Here is a 15959-nt window from a genome sequence, read left to right as displayed (position 1 = left end):
TCTTTTACCGTCAGGTTTTCAAGGTTTTGCATAAGTGATCATCTCCTTAGTGGTATTATTTACCACTTACACAAAACCTTAAACATTCTCCAAGAAAATCTCTGTCGTTACTGCTAAGTTTATTACACTCCGAAGCACAGCATCCACATAAAATACAGTCCGAATTTTTGTTAATTTTTTTGAAGTCCTCAGGCGTTTGCCGGCACCCAGTTTCTTTACTGAATTCGTCGCGAGGTATCAACCATGGCTTTACTTCTGCTAGTCGTTCCACTTTTGCTTCCCAATCAACCACTAAATCGCGAATTACTTCAAAATTTTGTAAAGGCTCAATTAGCAAAGTATCAGTTTTCCAACGGTCTAACATCTTATCCAACAAAGTTTCGCAAGCCAACGTCGCCTGCCCATTAACCCGTACTGCACACGCACCACAAACAGCATGGCGGCAGGATGCGGTAAAGGTTAACGTTGGGTCAATACTATCTTTTATATAAGATAATGCCCAGAGAATTGTTTTCCCAGGATGATAAGGAAATTGATACTCCTGAAGCCACGATTTTTCACCATCAAATCGTCTTATTTTAAAAGTAACCTTTTGCATTTAGTACCTCCTCTCTGCCGGTTGATATTTTGTAATAACAACCGGTCGATACGACAGCTTATACTCCGCCCCTTCGAGGGTAATAATCGTATGTTTTAAGTAGTTTTGATCATCTCTTTGCGGATAATCTTCTCTTTTATGCGAACCACGACTTTCTTTGCGGTTTAAGGCCCCCATAACAATGGCCTTAGCAACCGTTAGCATATTACCCAATTCGATGTACTGCGTAAAAGCCGTATTATAAACTCTGTTTTTATCACCAACAACACAGTATTTATACTCTTCAATTAATGCATCAACATCTTTTGCTGCCTGCAACATTTCTTTTTCCTTGCGGAAAACCCCAACATTAAGCCACATTGTCTCTGCTAAACGATTACGAATAGAAGCAACCGACGGACCATTTCTCCGCGAAACAACAACATTGTATTCATTTTCCCATTTCTTAGCACACTCACTTACTTTTTTCGCAGAAGAATATCCTACATTTTGAGCATATTCTGCCGCTGCTTTGCCAGCAACTTTACCGAAAGCTACAGCTTCGGCTGTCGAATTGCCACCCAAACGGTTTGCACCATGGATTGAAATGCAAGCACATTCACCAGCAGCATATAATCCCTTAACAACCGTAGCACAAGTTTTGTAATCAATAACATCTATTCCACCCATGCTATAATGACAGCTTGGACGCACAGGAATTGGCTGCTCGATAGGATCAATACCCTCAAACTGGATTGCAAGTTCACGAATTTGTGGTAAACGTTCTAAGATTTTTTCCCGCCCAAGGTGACGTAAATCAAGCTTAACGTAAGCATTCATCCCTTCTCCAAATCCACGACCTTCTTTAATTTCAGTTTCAATAGCTTGAGAAACCAAGTCACGAGTTGCAAGCTCCATTTTCTCTGGAGCATAACGCTGCATAAACCGCTCACCTTTATTATTTAGGAGATATCCTCCTTCACCACGGCAAGCCTCAGACATCAGGATCCCCGTTCCAGCCAAACCAGTTGGATGAAACTGGACAAATTCTGGATCTTTTAAAGCAACTCCAACTTTAAAAGCTGCAGCCATGCCATCGCCCGTGGAGGCAAACGGGTTAGTGGTTCGGTTCCAGTAAATGCGTCCAGCGCCACCTGTTGCTAAAACAACAGCTTTGGCCAGGATCGGATGAATATTTCCTGTTTTCATATCCATAGCAACAACACCAATAATTTGCCCGTTTTCTACAACAAGATCTAATAAGAACCACTCATTAAGAATATTTACTTTATTTTTTAAGCATTGTTCGTATAAGGTGTGTAAAATTACCGCACCTATTTTATCTGCAGAATAGCATGTTCTCGGATGAGATTGCCCCCCAAAAGGCCGCTGAGCTATCGTACCATCTTCAAGTCGAGAAAAAGGAACGCCAAAATAATCCAGTTCCAAAATAGTTTCAGGTAATAAACTAACAAAAAATTCTACAGCGTCCTGGTCTGCAAGAAAGTCGCTTCCTTTTATTGCGTCAAAAGCATGTTTTTCAATTGAATCAGACTTATCAACATTCCGAAGAGCAGCATTAGTACCACCTTGAGCACAACAGGTAGCGGAACGCGTTGGGAACACTTTTGTCATAAGAGCCACATTCAATTCTCCTGATTTCGACGCTACTAAAGCTGCTTGCATGCCTGCCCCACCGCTACCAATTACAAGTACATCATATTTAAACATTAAATCACCTCTTATATTGTTTCGGTCCAATTTCGTAGATATTATTTCCCTCACAATCAATAGCCACAATCGCTGGAAAATCTTCCACATAGATTTTGGCATGGGCTTCAGGCCCTAAATCTTCGTAAGCAATTACTTCATAACTCTTAATACTTTTGGCAATTAAAGCAGCCGCTCCACCGATAGTAACAAAATATACTGCACAATATTTTTTAATTGCTTCAATTACTTCGGGTGAACGGTATCCTTTACCGATCATTCCTCTTAATCCTTTCTCTAAAAGACGTGGAGCGTAAGCATCCATCCGCCCGCTAGTTGTAGGTCCAGCTGCCCCAATGGGTCTCCCGGGTTTTGCTGGGGTCGGGCCCACATAATAAATAACTTGATCCTTTAAATCTGTGGGTAATTCTTCTCCGCGATCCAAAGCCTCCACCATCCGTTTATGTGCAGCATCCCGGCCAGTATAAACTATACCGGTAATTAATACGCTGTCGCCTGCTTTAAGACTACGTACTTTCTCTGCAGTTAAAGGAAGTGTAAGACGGATAGGTTCTTTCATTATTTCTACCTCCTTAAAGTTCAATTTCAGCATGCCGGGTAGCATGGCAATTTATGTTAATTGCAACAGGCATACCCGCAATATGGGTAGGAAACCACTCAATATTCACTGCTAAAGTGGTTATCCTTCCACCCAGTCCTTGAGGACCAATACCGGTATTATTCACTAATTCCAGTAATTCTTGTTCTAAAGCAGCATATTTCGGATGAGCATTCCGTACGTTAAGTGGGCGAATCAAAGCCTTCTTGGCCAAAAGAGCAGCTTTTTCCATTGTACCGCCTATACCTATTCCTATTACCATAGGAGGACAAGGATTCGAGCCAGCATTAACTACAGTGTCAACGACAAACTTCTTAACAGCCTGAACTCCATCAGAGGGTTTAAACATTTTAAGTGCACTCATGTTCTCGCTGCCAAAACCTTTGGGAGCAAGCACTATTTTAATTTTGTCACCAGGAACGATTGAAACATGAAGTATAGCCGGGGTGTTATCCTTGGTATTAATCCGGTTGAATAATGGCTCATCTACAACCGATTTCCGCAGATAACCCTCGAAATATCCCTTAGCTACACCTGCATTAACCGCCTCTTCTAAATTTCCACCCACTATATGGACATCTTGGCCAATTTCCATAAACACAACCGCCATTCCAGTATCTTGACAAATAGCCACCTCTTCTTCTTTTGCAATGTTCGCATTTTTAATTAATATATCGAAAATCTCTTTACCTATAGGAGATTCCTCTCTTTCTCGACCATTAACAAGTGCATTATATACATCAGCATTCAAATAATAGTTAGCTTTAATTGCAAGTTGGGCAATAGCTTCCGTAATCTGATTTGCCTCAATTGTACGCATCGTATTACCCCTTTCTATCAAAAATGTTCGGTTAAATTACATCATGAATGTATACCAGCATTCCGTCATTACACTTTTAAAGAAAAACCTGAATTATCTTACGCAAACAAAATGGATATTTTTATACCACCGGACCAGTGATTTAATTGTTCCGGTGGTATAAATTAAGCATTTTTACCATAGACCTAAGGCCTTCCACCATATTGATCCTACGCCAACCCAAATAAACAGGTTTACAACAGAAACGATAAACCCTAGTTTCCACCATGTTCCCTGATCAACATAACCTGCACCGAAATAGATTGGGGAGGGACCTGCAGCATAATGGGTTAGAGACATACAAAGGTTAGACATAAAAGCTAAAGACAACGCAATAAGATAAGGTGGAGCACCAGCCGCCACTGCCACCGATGCAAAAGCAGCATACATTGCAGTGATATGGGCAGTTAAGCTTGCAAACCCATAATGCGCATAGAGATAAACAACAAGAAGGATAACGAACGCCCAGAACCACGGAATACCTGTAATCATACTACTAACGTTTTTAGCAAACCAAGGAATAAATCCCAGCTTAGAGAGATTACCTGCCAACGCTACCAATGCGCCCATCCACACTAAAGTATCCCAAGCACCTTTTTCAGAGAGAACATCTTTCCAATCAATAACTTTAGTAACCAGCATTGCAGCCACACCTAACATTGCAACGATAGTGGCATCGATATTGGTGTATTGGGAAGTAGCCCATAAGATTAGAGCCCCAATAAATACAATAACTAATACTTTTTCTTCAAATTTCATAGGTCCCATTTTAGCCAGTTCCTTAGCCGCAATTTCTTTAGCCTCAGGTGTCTTCTTGATTTCTGGTGGGTAAATTTTATAAAGCAAGTAAGGAATTACTAAAATTGAAATTATCCCAGGTATAATTGCTGCTTTTGCCCAAAGATTCCAAGTAATATTTATCTTGAGAGTTTTCAAAGCAAGAAGTGCAATAAGCGGATTGCCAGCCATAGAAGTCAAAAACATGGCTGACGTGATGGCGTTCCCTTGATATGCTGTTTGCATAAGGTATGCTCCCACCTTACGGGGAGACTCTCCCGGTTTGGAACCAAATGCTTCCGCAAGACTTCGCACTATCGGAAATAATACTCCTCCAGCACGGGCCGTATTAGATGGTGTAGCGGGACTTATAATTAAATCGCTCAATACCAATGTGTACCCCAACTTTAAAGTACTATCGCCTAGCAAACGGATTAAAAAATAAGCAATTCGTAATCCCAGACCTGTTTTAACAAAACCGATAGCAAATATAAAAGCAGAAACAATCAGCCAAATTGTCGAATTTGCAAACCCTTCCAACGCATCTTTAACTTCTAAAATCCCAGTTAGAGCTGATAATGTAACACTAACAAAAGCAAGTGCACCAATAGGTAGTGGCTGCAAGATGAAACCTATAATTGTCGCCACAAAAATCGCTAACAAGTGCCAAGCTTTTGGATCTAAGCCTGTCGGTACTGGGGAAAACCAAATTGCCAAACCCACAGCACAAGTTAGCAGAGCGCGGATTTTTTTATTCATACAATTCACTCTCTCCTTTAAAAAATTTTTAATTTTTCCATTCCCTTTGGGCCCAACGGGTGTGTGAATTGATTCACATTTCACTATATATTTTAACCTTTGTTAACGGAAAATTTCTAATATTTTCTATTTATTATTTAACCAGCATTAAATAATTAATATTTTTTTTAAATAATTTTATTTATATTATTTATTTCTGTTTATTTGAGTATATAAGCAAATTTAGCTCTTATTTGATTGATTTTTTTTAACATAATTGGTATACTAATTTGCGAAATAAATCGATTGTGAATTAATTAACATTGCTTGTTATTCTTTTCACTTTTTGACAAGATTCCTTTTTTAAAGTGACATTTTAAAGAGGTGGAGCAAATGGAATTACGGCAATTAGAATATTTTTATGCTGTCAGCAAACTTAATAGCTTTACCCGTGCTGCTGAGCAACTTCATGTTGCACAACCATCCATTACAATTGCAATAAATAGTCTCGAACAAGAACTAGAGGTCCAGCTTTTAGATCGTAGTAAACGGCGAGTTGTTCTTACCGACGAGGGCAAGTTATTTCTTCAACATGTAGAAAAAATACTAAAGGATGTAAAAAAAGCCCAATCCGAGGTTGAAGATTTAAAAAATTACAAAAAAGGCATTATTAAACTTGGAATCCCCCCCATGATCGGAGCTTACCTTTTTCCTAAAATTTTCAAAGGTTTTAAAAATGCCTACCCCAACTTAAAATTGCAAGTACGTGAAGAAGGTTCCTGGTCAATGGTATCTTTACTTGAAAATGGTGAACTCGACTTGGGTCTTATCATTCTTCCAGAGCAAAGTGAAAATCTTAGTATGTTGCCCATAACCAAAGACCAAATTATCCTTTGTGTATCTGAAAATCATAGATTTAGTCAGGAAAAAAGAATTAGTTTGCGCCAATTAGAAGACGAACAATTTATCTTATTAAAAGAGGATTCCTACACTCGTCATAAAATTATCGCCCTCTGCAACTATTACGGGTTTTCTCCAAATATTCTCCTTTCCTCATGTCAAATTGAAACGATAAAAGAATTGGTTAGTAATGGTTTGGGAATTACTTTTTTAATGAATGGAATAACAAAAAAATGGGATAAAATTGTCAGTATTCCATTAGAAGAACCAATGAACATAACTATCGGTTTAGCCTGGCAAAAAGATAGATGTCTATCACGGGCTGCTCAAGCTTTTATTGGTTTCGTAAAAAGTTACATTAAATCAAAGGAATTTGCAGAAAACCTTAATTTAAAAACACAAGCTCTCCCTTAACACACCCATAAACCAATGTTCATCACGACTGAAAAAATTTGGATGTTTTTCTGTGGTAAAAGGGTGACGATTTCGGCATAAAAAAAATAAACCTGGCCAAGGCAGGCAGGTTTACAAAATTAATAAATTACTTATTTACTATTTTTCATTTATAGGAAGCCCCTGGTCATTCCATCCTCGTAAACGGTAGTATTCATCTACCATAATGTTAAGTTCTTCTTCATAAATAGTATTTTTTCCTTCATTGATCGGCTCTGAAAAGAAACGTTTTGGCAACGTATCCTGAGCTTTTGTTGCTCCTTCCCGGCTGTTAAACACCCTGGTTAAAGTTACAATCCTATTGGCCAATTCTTCTAATTCCTGCTGGTTGTATTCCCAGCCGGTTACTGCCTTAATTAATTGTATAAGCTCAGGCCACTGGATCAAGTCCCGGAAAAACACGCACAAAATTTGGGTGTTAAAGATCGTTAGGCGATTTTCAAACTCTATAAACAACTTGGCTTTGCCCTCTATAGTAGCTGGGTCAATCATCCCGCTTAGTTCAGGTTTATAAAAAGTAGCTCTTAAGTGACAAGCACCTCTCGTTGAAGTTGCATAGGCTAAACCCATCCCTTTAAGAACTCTAGGATCATATCCTGCTGGTTCTAAACCTTTTACATGGATGGCTACATCTTCCATTCCCCACTCCTCTGAAGCTTTTTTAATACCCTGAGCCAAGATTGCCCCAATGCCCCTGCCATAAGCAATATCTTCCAATAATCGGGCAATGCCATCAGCATTTCCATATTGTAAATCAGCCTTTATCTTCCCTCTATTAACAGCTTCAATAGCAAAGGCAGCTAAATTACCAGCGGTGATGGTATCCATGCCCAACCGGTCACATATGTCATTTAATTTTAAAATTTCATCTAATCGGTTAATGCAGCATAAACCGCCAAAGGCATAAATGGTTTCATACTCCGGCTCCTCTACCGTTAAACCCGCGTACTTCCCTTCTTCCACGGTAGTCAGTTTGCCACAAGCCAGAAAACAATTGGGACAGCTCCTGGGCTTGACCTCAAAATTGGTGATTAAACTATCTCCACTAATATCTTCCCAATTCTCATAGGTACCATTAGACCAGTATTTAGTAGGAAAAGCTTTAGCCCCATTCATTATTCTGACCATTTGGGTGGTACCATACATCTGGTAAGCCTTGACTCCTGGATTATCTTTAGCTTTTTGACTTATGGATTTAAGCAAGCTTTTTAATAACTCAGGCTCAGCAATATCAACTTTGGCCTGACCATGAAAAACAACAGCTTTGACTTTTTTGGAACCCATCACCGCTCCCAGGCCGGTACGGCCTGCCGAACGCCAGTAATTGTTTTCAATGCAGGCAAAACGGACCAGATTTTCACCAGCAGGGCCGATAACAACAGCCTGGGCCCCAGAAACGCCTACTTCTTCAAGAACTTTGTCTTCAGTATAATAAGTGTCTTTGCCCCAAAGATGGGTAGCATCGTGGAATTTTACTGTACTATCAGTTATTTCTAAATACACTGGCTCAGAAGAAGCTCCTTCCAAAATAATCGCATCATAGCCCGTTTTTCTAATGGCAGGTGCAACTTTTCCTCCAGAATATGATTCAGCATATAAACCTGTTAAGGGCGATTTGCTAAATACGCCATACCGGCTGGAACCTACCATTCCAGTTCCAGCAGTCGGACCTGCAGTAAAAATAAGCTTATTATCCGGAGAAAGAGGATCGATCCCAGGAGCGACATTGTTAAGGAGAAGATATGACCCCAGCCCTTTTCCGCCTAAATACTTTTTTAAGATTTCTTCGCTAATATCTTCCACTCGGTAAGATTTATCGGTAAGGTTAATTCTTAAGATTTTTCCATAAAAACCTTTCATCACTTTTCTCCCTTCTCTCTGTTTCCCTTTTTATACTTCTTACTTATATTTGCAATAACCTTCTATAATATGTTCGAAGCAAATGACAATTAATTTGTCGATCAAGTCCAAATTATTATGTAAAAATCTCTCTGGTTAGAATCAGTTGATTAATCACCACCACTTATCCAGTATACCGCCTCCGGCCCTTAGAGGGTCAAGGATTTGCTGCCGCCGGGTCTTATCCTTCCTTGACCCCAGAGCCTCCGGCGGGGATAAGCAGTTAACGGTGGTGATGGGTTATCTCATTGGAATAACCTTTTCTCCTGATTTTTTTGAGACTTCCTTCTGCCATTCAAAATACTCGGCCATGTCCAAGTATTTTTTACTCGAGGCCCAATTTTACATCTTGTTCCATTAGCAAAGCGCCAATTAAGCGGATAGCCGATTCCCGATTAGGAAAGATCCTAATTACCCTTTCGCGTCGGCGGATTTCTTCGTTTAACCGTTCTAAACTATTGGTGGTACGAAGTCTTTTGCGATACCGTTCAGGAAGTTCTAAAACAGCTACAGCATCTTCAAAACCAGATTCTAAAATATCCATGGCCTTAGCTGCCTTAACTCTATACTCATCTAGTACCTGATTTAGTAAATTCTTGCGGTATCTGAATCTGGAGCCTCTAATATAGCTCTTACTTTGGCATGGATTTCTTTTTGTAAAGCTTTTGGGGTTTTATCGAGAATATTGCGCATAAAATGAGTTTGGCACCGCTGCTAGGTTGCTCCCTGGAAGTGCTGGCGAATAGCGCGTCTTAAGCCGTTATGGTGGTCAGAAACTACTAAGTCAACGCCATGTAAGCCTCTTTGTTTGAGCCAGAAGAAAAATTCACGTAAGCTTTTCTGATACGCTGTCGCTAATTTCCCTGTAGCCTTCTTCATTTACACCAAAAGCAATTTATTTATTTGCTCTTTGGCCTGGGCTTGGAGTATTTGATTAAGCACGAATTCTAAAAATTTAGCTACTCCTTCATTTTTTGCTCCATTGAGAAAGAGGTGATGCAAAATTTCGGAATCAATGGTAATATTATATTGAGCCATTTCTCATCCCAAAAGACTGGTTTTTGGTTTGGTCACCTTTAATTCTAACCAGAGGGTGGGGATGGCTCAACCTTTTTTAAATTTCCCTTTTTACACAATTATATGGACTTAACTTTGAGAAGAGATTACATACTATTTAATTTTTAATTCACATATCAACAACAATAATTTCAATTTGATAGCATCATTAAAATTCCGGACATCAAGTCCTGTTATTTCTTTTATTCTTTCTAAACGGTTTACTACGGTATTTCTAGAAACCTTTAAAATCTTAGCAGTTACACTAATGTTTAAATCATTTTCCAAAAAAACTTTAAGTACTTCAAAGAACCTTGGTTTTCTTAAAATATCCAATATCTTACTATGCGGTAAAATGTTTGCGATAAAGTTGTCTAAAATTTCTCCTGATATGCTATTTAAAAAAATCTCTAAACTTACATCAGCTGCAAAAGTGACATTAGACTGACAACTCATCCTCTCTCTCAGAGCCAACACCTGCAAAGCTTCAGAATAAGATTTTTTTAAACCTTTTAGACCTTTATAAAATTTTCCAATTCCAACTTTAAACCGTATCCTATCCTTCTGAAACAAGTTTTCAAGCCTTTCTATATACCCAAAAATTTGTTTTTTTATTTCAAAAATTTCAATTTTTCCAATAACGCAAAACACAACAATACTATTACTACCAACGTAGCCAATCATATTCTGAGAATCCGCAAATGCCCCTTTTATACAACTAAGAATATAATCTCTTTTTTTCTGCAATAACAATTCTGATGCAATTTTATTACCAGCATTCAATTCTTCCACCGCTATTACAACAGCGATTCTAGGCAACTTCATATCAAATCCCAGAGCTTCTCCCCTTGCTTCGAACAAATCTTCATCTTCAAAATTTCCCAATATAAGGTCATATAGGTACAAATCTTTGGCATTTTGTTGCATCCTCAGTTGTTCAGAAAGGAAGGCTTCCTGGAGCATTGTTTCTACTGATACCTTTAAAAGTTCGCCAAAAGCACGCACTTCATCAGGTTCTCCGGTAATTCCAACAACCCCAACTATTTTATTATTTAAATAAATAGGTAAATTAACTCCTGGTTTTACCCCCTCAAGATTCCGAGCATTATCAAAAGTTATTTCTAATGGTCTTCCTATTCTAATTACTTCGGCAGCGCCCTGATGAAAAGTATTTATCCTTTTTTTATCGCCACTTCCCACAATGATGCCTTGACTGTCCATTATGTTGATGTTATATCCCAGTATCTTAATAGTTTTATCAACAATTGTTTGCGCATATTTTCGAATAATTTCCAAATTATCACCCCCAACACAAAAATTTTAAAGCATTTTTTATAAATATTCGTATAATATCAACGAGCTCCTTTTAAGTATGTATTGTACTTCATAGCTCAATCAAATCAGCATAATATAGGAGAAATAAAGAGCCCGCACTTTATAATAGCGCAGGCTCTTTTTGAAGGTCGATATTTGTTTTTCAGAGGAAATCAACAACTTAAAAACTAAAACATAGAAATCTAATTTAAAAGTGTGATTGTATAAGGGAAAATTTTATCTTCTTAATGGAATATTCTAAAAAGTATAAATGTTACTACAATTGTTACAAGTCCCTGCAAAAAGGTTGCCATCGTCTGGGCTTTGTAAGCATTAGTAACTTTTAACCCTGAGAACTGGGACACTACCCAGAAATAGCTATCATTAACATGAGAAACGGTCATTGCTCCAGCACCTATTGCCATTACAGTCAAGGCAAGATCCATAGGAGACGTCAACCCAAACTGTGGTAACATGGGAGCGATGAGGCTAGAAGTTGTAACGAGGGCGACCGTTGAAGAACCTTGTGCTGTTTTAAGCAGTGCAGCTATTAGAAATACAAGGATAATTGCAAAAGAACCCCCGGAAATTTTTCCCCCTGCAAGTGTCTTAATGTAATCCGAAATAGGAGTAGCTGAAAGCATTGCTCCAAGAGAACCACCTGCTCCGGTTATAAGCAAAATAACTGCAGAATCCTTTATTCCCTGCCCCACCCAGTTCATAAGCGTTTCTTCATCAAACTTGGGAAGTAATGTTAAAGAGAATAAAACACCTATCATAAGAGCATTGACCGGGGTACCAAGAAAGGTTATAAGATTATTACCTGGTCCCGAGTACTTTATAAACTTCGCTACCGATGCAATAGCTATTAATATAATTGGAGCAACAATAGGTAAAAAGGAGCTCGTTGCACTTGGTAAGCTCTTGAACTGGCTTTTTAATTCATCATAGTTAATATCTATCTGATCTATTTCTGATTTGATATTACTTCCAATTCTATATGCCCACCAAAGTCCTATAAGTGCTGCAGGTATTGATATAAGCATACCAACCAGTATAACAAGCCCAAGATCTGCGCCCACATTTCCTGCAGCCGCTATTGGCCCTGGAGTAGGTGGAACTAATGTATGTGTAGCATAAAGACCTGTTGATAATGCAACTGCCATTACAGCCATAGGAATTTTAGCTTTTTTGGCCAGAGCTTTGTTGAGGGGACTTAATATTACGTACCCAGAATCGCAGAAAACCGGTATGCTAGTTACGTAGCCAATTATGCTCATAGCCAGAGGTGCTCTTTTAATTCCAACAATATTGAGAACTATTTCGGCCATTTTAAGGGCTGCTCCAGATTTTTCCATTATCGTGCCAATTATTGTTCCAAAAACAATTACAAGGCCGATATTTGTCATTAAATTGCCAAATCCCTGGGCTATTATTGGTCCTATAAATTCGACCGGCATTCTACTTAAAAAACCAACTCCATATGCAGCAAGTATAAGCGCAAGAAACGGGTGGATTTTCAACTTTGCAGTAGCATAAATGATAAACAGTATTGCAAGCACTATTATAAAAATCAACATAGGACCATGAACCATAACCGCTTTTGCAGCGGCAAGCTGCTCAGGTGTCATTTATTTTTCCCCCTCCCGCCTTAAATAATATAGTCTAAAGACGTTTTCAGAAATTTTTTCAAGCAGTTCTTCCCCCCTTTCCATAGCTTCTTCTAAAGTCATTGGGCGGTTAACAATACTGAATAAAGCTGTTATACCCTCTGCATATAATTTTTCGTAACCTGCATTAAGTGATCCGGAAATACATACTACTGATTTGCCAAATCTTCTTGCCACCCGTGCAACTCCCAAAGGAACCTTTCCGAACATAGTCTGGTAATCCGTCGCTCCTTCTCCAGTAATAATTAATTCCGCATTTTTTACCACCTCAGGAAACTGAGTAAGTTCCATAACTATTTCAATTCCCGGTTGGAGTTTAGCATCTAAGAAGGCCAGCATAGCAGCTCCCAACCCACCTGCAGCTCCTGAACCAGGAATCTCAGCCACATCTTTTCCCAAGTACCTTTTTATCATTTTAGCCAGATGTCTTAAATTTTCATCCAGGACTTTTACCATTTCAAGGGTTGCACCCTTTTGCGGTCCATAAACTACCGAGGCACCTGTTGGACCACATAGCACATTTTTCACATCACAAGCTACTACAATACTGGTATCTTTGATTCTTGCATCAAGGCCAGCGTAATCTATCCTTTCTATTTTATAAAGTTCTCCACCTCCAAAACCAATTTCACGGCCGTTGCTATCTAGAAATTTTACTCCCAAAGCTTGGGCCATCCCCACCCCACCGTCATTGGTAGCACTGCCGCCTATTCCTATAATTAGTTTTCTGCATCCCTCTTCAAGTGCCGCCCTTATAAGCTGGCCCGTGCCGTAAGTGGTAGTTATCATAGGATTCTTTTCCTCAGTTTTCAAAAGATTAAGCCCAGAAGCCGCAGCCATCTCAATGACTGCGGTACCATCAGGTAGTACTCCGAAAAAAGAATCTATTTCCCTTCCTAAAGGATCAAGAACCCGTGTTTTTACAAGTCTTCCTCCCAGAGCACATATTATGGCCTCTACTGTACCCTCTCCACCGTCAGCCATGGGAATTTTTACTACTTCAATTTCTGCTTCTATTTCGGATGCAGCTCTTTTAATACCTCTCTCAATAGCTAGGGCAACTTTTAATGAACTCAGGCTTCCTTTAAAAGAATCGGGTGCAACAACTATTTTCATAAAAGTAACCTCCGCTATTTTTTCTTGGTATATTTGATTTAATTTTATTTTAATAATTTATTAAATGTAAATGTTCATTATGTTCAACTTTTTAAAGAATTTAAGCATAATTTTGAGCAAAGTGATAAAAACAAGGAAGTCAAGATAAAGGATTTTTGTTAGCAAATATTGAAAAAATAAACTATCAATTTTAAATACCACCCTATGAAAAGAGGATTCTGGAATAATCTTGTCATTAAAGTTTCTTCGTGCTAAATTTAAATCATGAAAATTGTGGAAAATAAAGTAATATTTTTACACAAAACATACTCTAAAAATTTAAGGGGGATACGGTTGGTGGATGTATTGCAAGTCAAGATAAACCGAGCCGGCTACATAAGTAAGAAAAACGCCGTAAGCAACATACAATTTAACCTTAATAAAGGTGAACTGGTTGGTTTAATTGGCCCTAACGGAGCGGGTAAAAGCACCACCATTAAAGCTATAACAGGGCTTTTGCCGGAATTTGAAGGAAACATTCAGTTTTGCGGAGAAAAGAAAAATTATGTTTATATACCGGAGCAACCAATTCTTTACGATAATTTAACTTTATGGGAACATTTAGAACTGGCAGCCGCCGCCTACGAAATAAAGCGCGAAGTCTTTCTCGAAAAGGCCGAAAACCTACTTAACACCTTTTCCCTAAAAGAAGTTAAACACCATTTTCCCTCTAGTTTTTCCAAAGGCATGCAACAAAAGGTCATGCTTATTGTAGGCTTTTTAATCCAGCCGGATGTTTATATTATTGATGAACCCTTTGTCGGGCTCGACCCCCGGGCAACCCTGGAGTTTTTGCGGTTTTTAAAGGAAGAAAAGACCCGGGAAGCCGGTATTCTCATCTCAACCCATCAATTGGATATCGCCGAGAAGATCTGTGATTCTGTTATCTTAATAGCTGATGGTAAAATTGTCGCTCAAGGAAGTATTCCAGAAATCCAGGAAAAATGCCATCTGCCAGGAGCCTCTCTTTTTGATTGTTTTAATTTTATTTTGGAGACGATATACTATGACGCCAAATAAATTATTCTTTCAGCGGCTTATTAATGATTGGAAATTTCAGTACAGTGTCTGGCGGCTGGTTATTAACTGGATGATAGCTCTTTATATACTGCTCCCTGGTTTTATACTGGGAGTTCGCCAATATCTTCTGTGGTGGAAAGTTCCCCCAACCTGGTTAAGTCCTGTACCCTTAGAACTATTTTTGCTAATTTTCTATATCTTTGCTTGGTCTGGCTCGCTTCGGATATTTTTTGAAGAAGGGGACCAGCTCTTTTTATTAGCTCAAAAGAAATGGTTAAAGCAAATTTTGAAACTAAGTCTTATTTATTCCTTCTTTTTATTCTTCGTCTTTACCTTATTTTTCCTGGTTTTACTGGTTCCATTTCTTAAATATTACCAAGTTTCTTTGACATTCATTATTATTCTTTTTTTCCTTACTTTCTTTTTAAAAATAGTTGTAGGTTTGGCAAAACAGCTTCTAACCATAAAAATTTATGGTTGGAAACAATTTATTTTAGGAAGATTGGCACTTCTTTTAGGCAGCATAATTTTTTTAAGCATAATTAAAAATTTATTAGCCTCTATTTTTGCAATAATTATTTTGTTTATAGTTTCTCTAATTTTGACCGCAAAAAGGCTTAATCTTCTAAGTAATTTTCTATCGGATGTGGAACGAGAAAAAAACTTAAGATTTAGATTAGCCAGCTTCTTCTTAAGCTTCTCGGTTAAAGACATTAAGAAACCCAAAAATCAAAGGCTACGTCCCTGGCTTTTTCCTCGTTCAAATCTTTTATTCAAGAAACGTACTCCCCAAAATGGTTTAGTTGAGTTAGGTATTAAAGCTGTTTTAAGAGATAACCAGAGCTTAAAAGAATATTTTCAGGTTTTGTTACTTTGTGTGTTAATTGTCGTAACGGTTCCCGTTAATTTAAAGGGGCTAGTTTTGTTAGCCTTAGCTTTTATCTGGGTTAATTATGTTGGTTTATACTGGCAGGAAATAACAAAAGCTCCCTTTTTACAAATGTTCGCCTGGAAACGCGAGGATAAGGCTCTAGCTTTACAAAAATTTTTATTTTTAATGTCCTTACCGGGCGTTTTATTACTAAGTCTAATTGTAGGCTATCAAACCTTTGCCTGGATAGGTACTCTCTTAGTGATTCCAATATCCATTGTTCTAGTTTTTTACCTTTGTAAATTTGTAACCTTTTATCTTCTTTTAAAAAATTAATTGTC

12 protein-coding genes and 1 pseudogene are annotated in these 15959 nt (G+C 38.3%); 3 read left to right on the top strand and 10 right to left on the bottom strand.

Annotation, left to right across the window (positions count from 1 at the left end; all coding sequences use genetic code 11):
* Nucleotides 1-55 precede the first annotated feature (55 nt).
* From cpu_RS04060 to cpu_RS04040, 5 genes are all read right to left on the bottom strand, one after another.
* The gene (locus cpu_RS04060) at nucleotides 56-598 is read right to left on the bottom strand and encodes a succinate dehydrogenase/fumarate reductase iron-sulfur subunit (protein WP_234970180.1); all 543 of its coding nucleotides are present in this window, start codon (nucleotides 596-598) and stop codon (nucleotides 56-58) included.
* The gene (locus cpu_RS04055) at nucleotides 599-2308 is read right to left on the bottom strand and encodes an FAD-binding protein (RefSeq protein WP_075858760.1); all 1710 of its coding nucleotides are present in this window, start codon (nucleotides 2306-2308) and stop codon (nucleotides 599-601) included.
* Between the two features lie 4 nt (nucleotides 2309-2312).
* On the bottom strand, nucleotides 2313-2867 hold the full coding sequence (locus tag cpu_RS04050; protein WP_075858759.1) for a Fe-S-containing hydro-lyase: 555 nt from the start codon (nucleotides 2865-2867) through the stop codon (nucleotides 2313-2315).
* 13 nt (nucleotides 2868-2880) lie between these two features.
* Entirely contained in the window at nucleotides 2881-3726 is an 846-nt protein-coding gene (locus cpu_RS04045; RefSeq protein WP_075858758.1) for a fumarate hydratase, read from the bottom strand.
* A 174-nt stretch (nucleotides 3727-3900) separates the two neighbouring features.
* The gene (locus cpu_RS04040) at nucleotides 3901-5301 is read right to left on the bottom strand and encodes an anion permease (protein WP_075858757.1); all 1401 of its coding nucleotides are present in this window, start codon (nucleotides 5299-5301) and stop codon (nucleotides 3901-3903) included.
* Between the two features lie 372 nt (nucleotides 5302-5673).
* On the opposite strand from cpu_RS04040, the gene cpu_RS04035 reads away from it, so the two are divergent.
* Nucleotides 5674-6594: a LysR family transcriptional regulator gene (locus cpu_RS04035; RefSeq protein ID WP_075858756.1), complete on the top strand. Its 921-nt coding sequence runs from the start codon at nucleotides 5674-5676 to the stop codon at nucleotides 6592-6594.
* A 138-nt stretch (nucleotides 6595-6732) separates the two neighbouring features.
* Here the strand turns inward: cpu_RS04035 and cpu_RS04030 are convergent, their stop codons facing one another.
* The 5 genes and pseudogenes from cpu_RS04030 to cpu_RS04010 form a co-directional block, all read right to left on the bottom strand.
* Nucleotides 6733-8493 carry an aldehyde ferredoxin oxidoreductase family protein gene (locus cpu_RS04030; RefSeq protein WP_075858755.1) on the bottom strand — a complete coding sequence of 587 codons (1761 nt, stop codon included), beginning with the start codon at nucleotides 8491-8493 and terminating at the stop codon, nucleotides 6733-6735.
* 279 nt (nucleotides 8494-8772) lie between these two features.
* Nucleotides 8773-9427 (bottom strand): annotated as a pseudogene (locus tag cpu_RS04025) (IS256 family transposase); the annotation flags it as partial.
* A gap of 275 nt (nucleotides 9428-9702) precedes the next feature.
* Entirely contained in the window at nucleotides 9703-10884 is a 1182-nt protein-coding gene (locus cpu_RS04020; RefSeq protein ID WP_075858754.1) for a CdaR family transcriptional regulator, read from the bottom strand.
* A gap of 263 nt (nucleotides 10885-11147) precedes the next feature.
* Nucleotides 11148-12533, bottom strand: coding sequence for a GntP family permease (locus cpu_RS04015; RefSeq protein WP_077177163.1), 1386 nt, complete (start codon nucleotides 12531-12533; stop codon nucleotides 11148-11150).
* On the bottom strand, nucleotides 12534-13688 hold the full coding sequence (locus cpu_RS04010) for a glycerate kinase (RefSeq protein ID WP_075858753.1): 1155 nt from the start codon (nucleotides 13686-13688) through the stop codon (nucleotides 12534-12536). It abuts the gene before it with no gap.
* 336 nt (nucleotides 13689-14024) lie between these two features.
* Between cpu_RS04010 and cpu_RS04005 the strand changes: the two genes are divergently transcribed.
* Both cpu_RS04005 and cpu_RS04000 read left to right on the top strand, forming a co-directional pair.
* Nucleotides 14025-14747, top strand: coding sequence for an ABC transporter ATP-binding protein (locus tag cpu_RS04005; RefSeq protein WP_075858765.1), 723 nt, complete (start codon nucleotides 14025-14027; stop codon nucleotides 14745-14747).
* A complete protein-coding gene (locus tag cpu_RS04000; RefSeq protein ID WP_075858752.1) occupies nucleotides 14734-15954 on the top strand; it encodes an ABC transporter permease in 1221 nt (406 codons plus the stop codon). The genes cpu_RS04005 and cpu_RS04000 overlap by 14 nt, the downstream gene beginning before the upstream one ends.
* Nucleotides 15955-15959 lie beyond the last annotated feature (5 nt).

The sequence above is a fragment of the Carboxydothermus pertinax genome, assembly GCF_001950255.1.
Lineage (GTDB): Bacteria > Bacillota > Z-2901 > Carboxydothermales > Carboxydothermaceae > Carboxydothermus > Carboxydothermus pertinax.
The sequence above is the reverse complement of the archived record's forward strand: the minus strand, read 5'-3'. Positions and strand labels throughout refer to the sequence as shown.

Coding starts and splice junctions, on each gene's coding strand:
- cpu_RS04050 (WP_075858759.1), bottom strand. CDS start 2,867: ATGAAAGAACCTATCCGTCTTACACTTCCTTTAACTGCAGAGAAAGTA.
- cpu_RS04030 (WP_075858755.1), bottom strand. CDS start 8,493: ATGAAAGGTTTTTATGGAAAAATCTTAAGAATTAACCTTACCGATAAA.
- cpu_RS04060 (WP_234970180.1), bottom strand. CDS start 598: ATGCAAAAGGTTACTTTTAAAATAAGACGATTTGATGGTGAAAAATCG.
- cpu_RS04000 (WP_075858752.1), top strand. CDS start 14,734: ATGACGCCAAATAAATTATTCTTTCAGCGGCTTATTAATGATTGGAAA.
- cpu_RS04035 (WP_075858756.1), top strand. CDS start 5,674: ATGGAATTACGGCAATTAGAATATTTTTATGCTGTCAGCAAACTTAAT.
- cpu_RS04045 (WP_075858758.1), bottom strand. CDS start 3,726: ATGCGTACAATTGAGGCAAATCAGATTACGGAAGCTATTGCCCAACTT.
- cpu_RS04010 (WP_075858753.1), bottom strand. CDS start 13,688: ATGAAAATAGTTGTTGCACCCGATTCTTTTAAAGGAAGCCTGAGTTCA.
- cpu_RS04055 (WP_075858760.1), bottom strand. CDS start 2,308: ATGTTTAAATATGATGTACTTGTAATTGGTAGCGGTGGGGCAGGCATG.
- cpu_RS04040 (WP_075858757.1), bottom strand. CDS start 5,301: ATGAATAAAAAAATCCGCGCTCTGCTAACTTGTGCTGTGGGTTTGGCA.
- cpu_RS04015 (WP_077177163.1), bottom strand. CDS start 12,533: ATGACACCTGAGCAGCTTGCCGCTGCAAAAGCGGTTATGGTTCATGGT.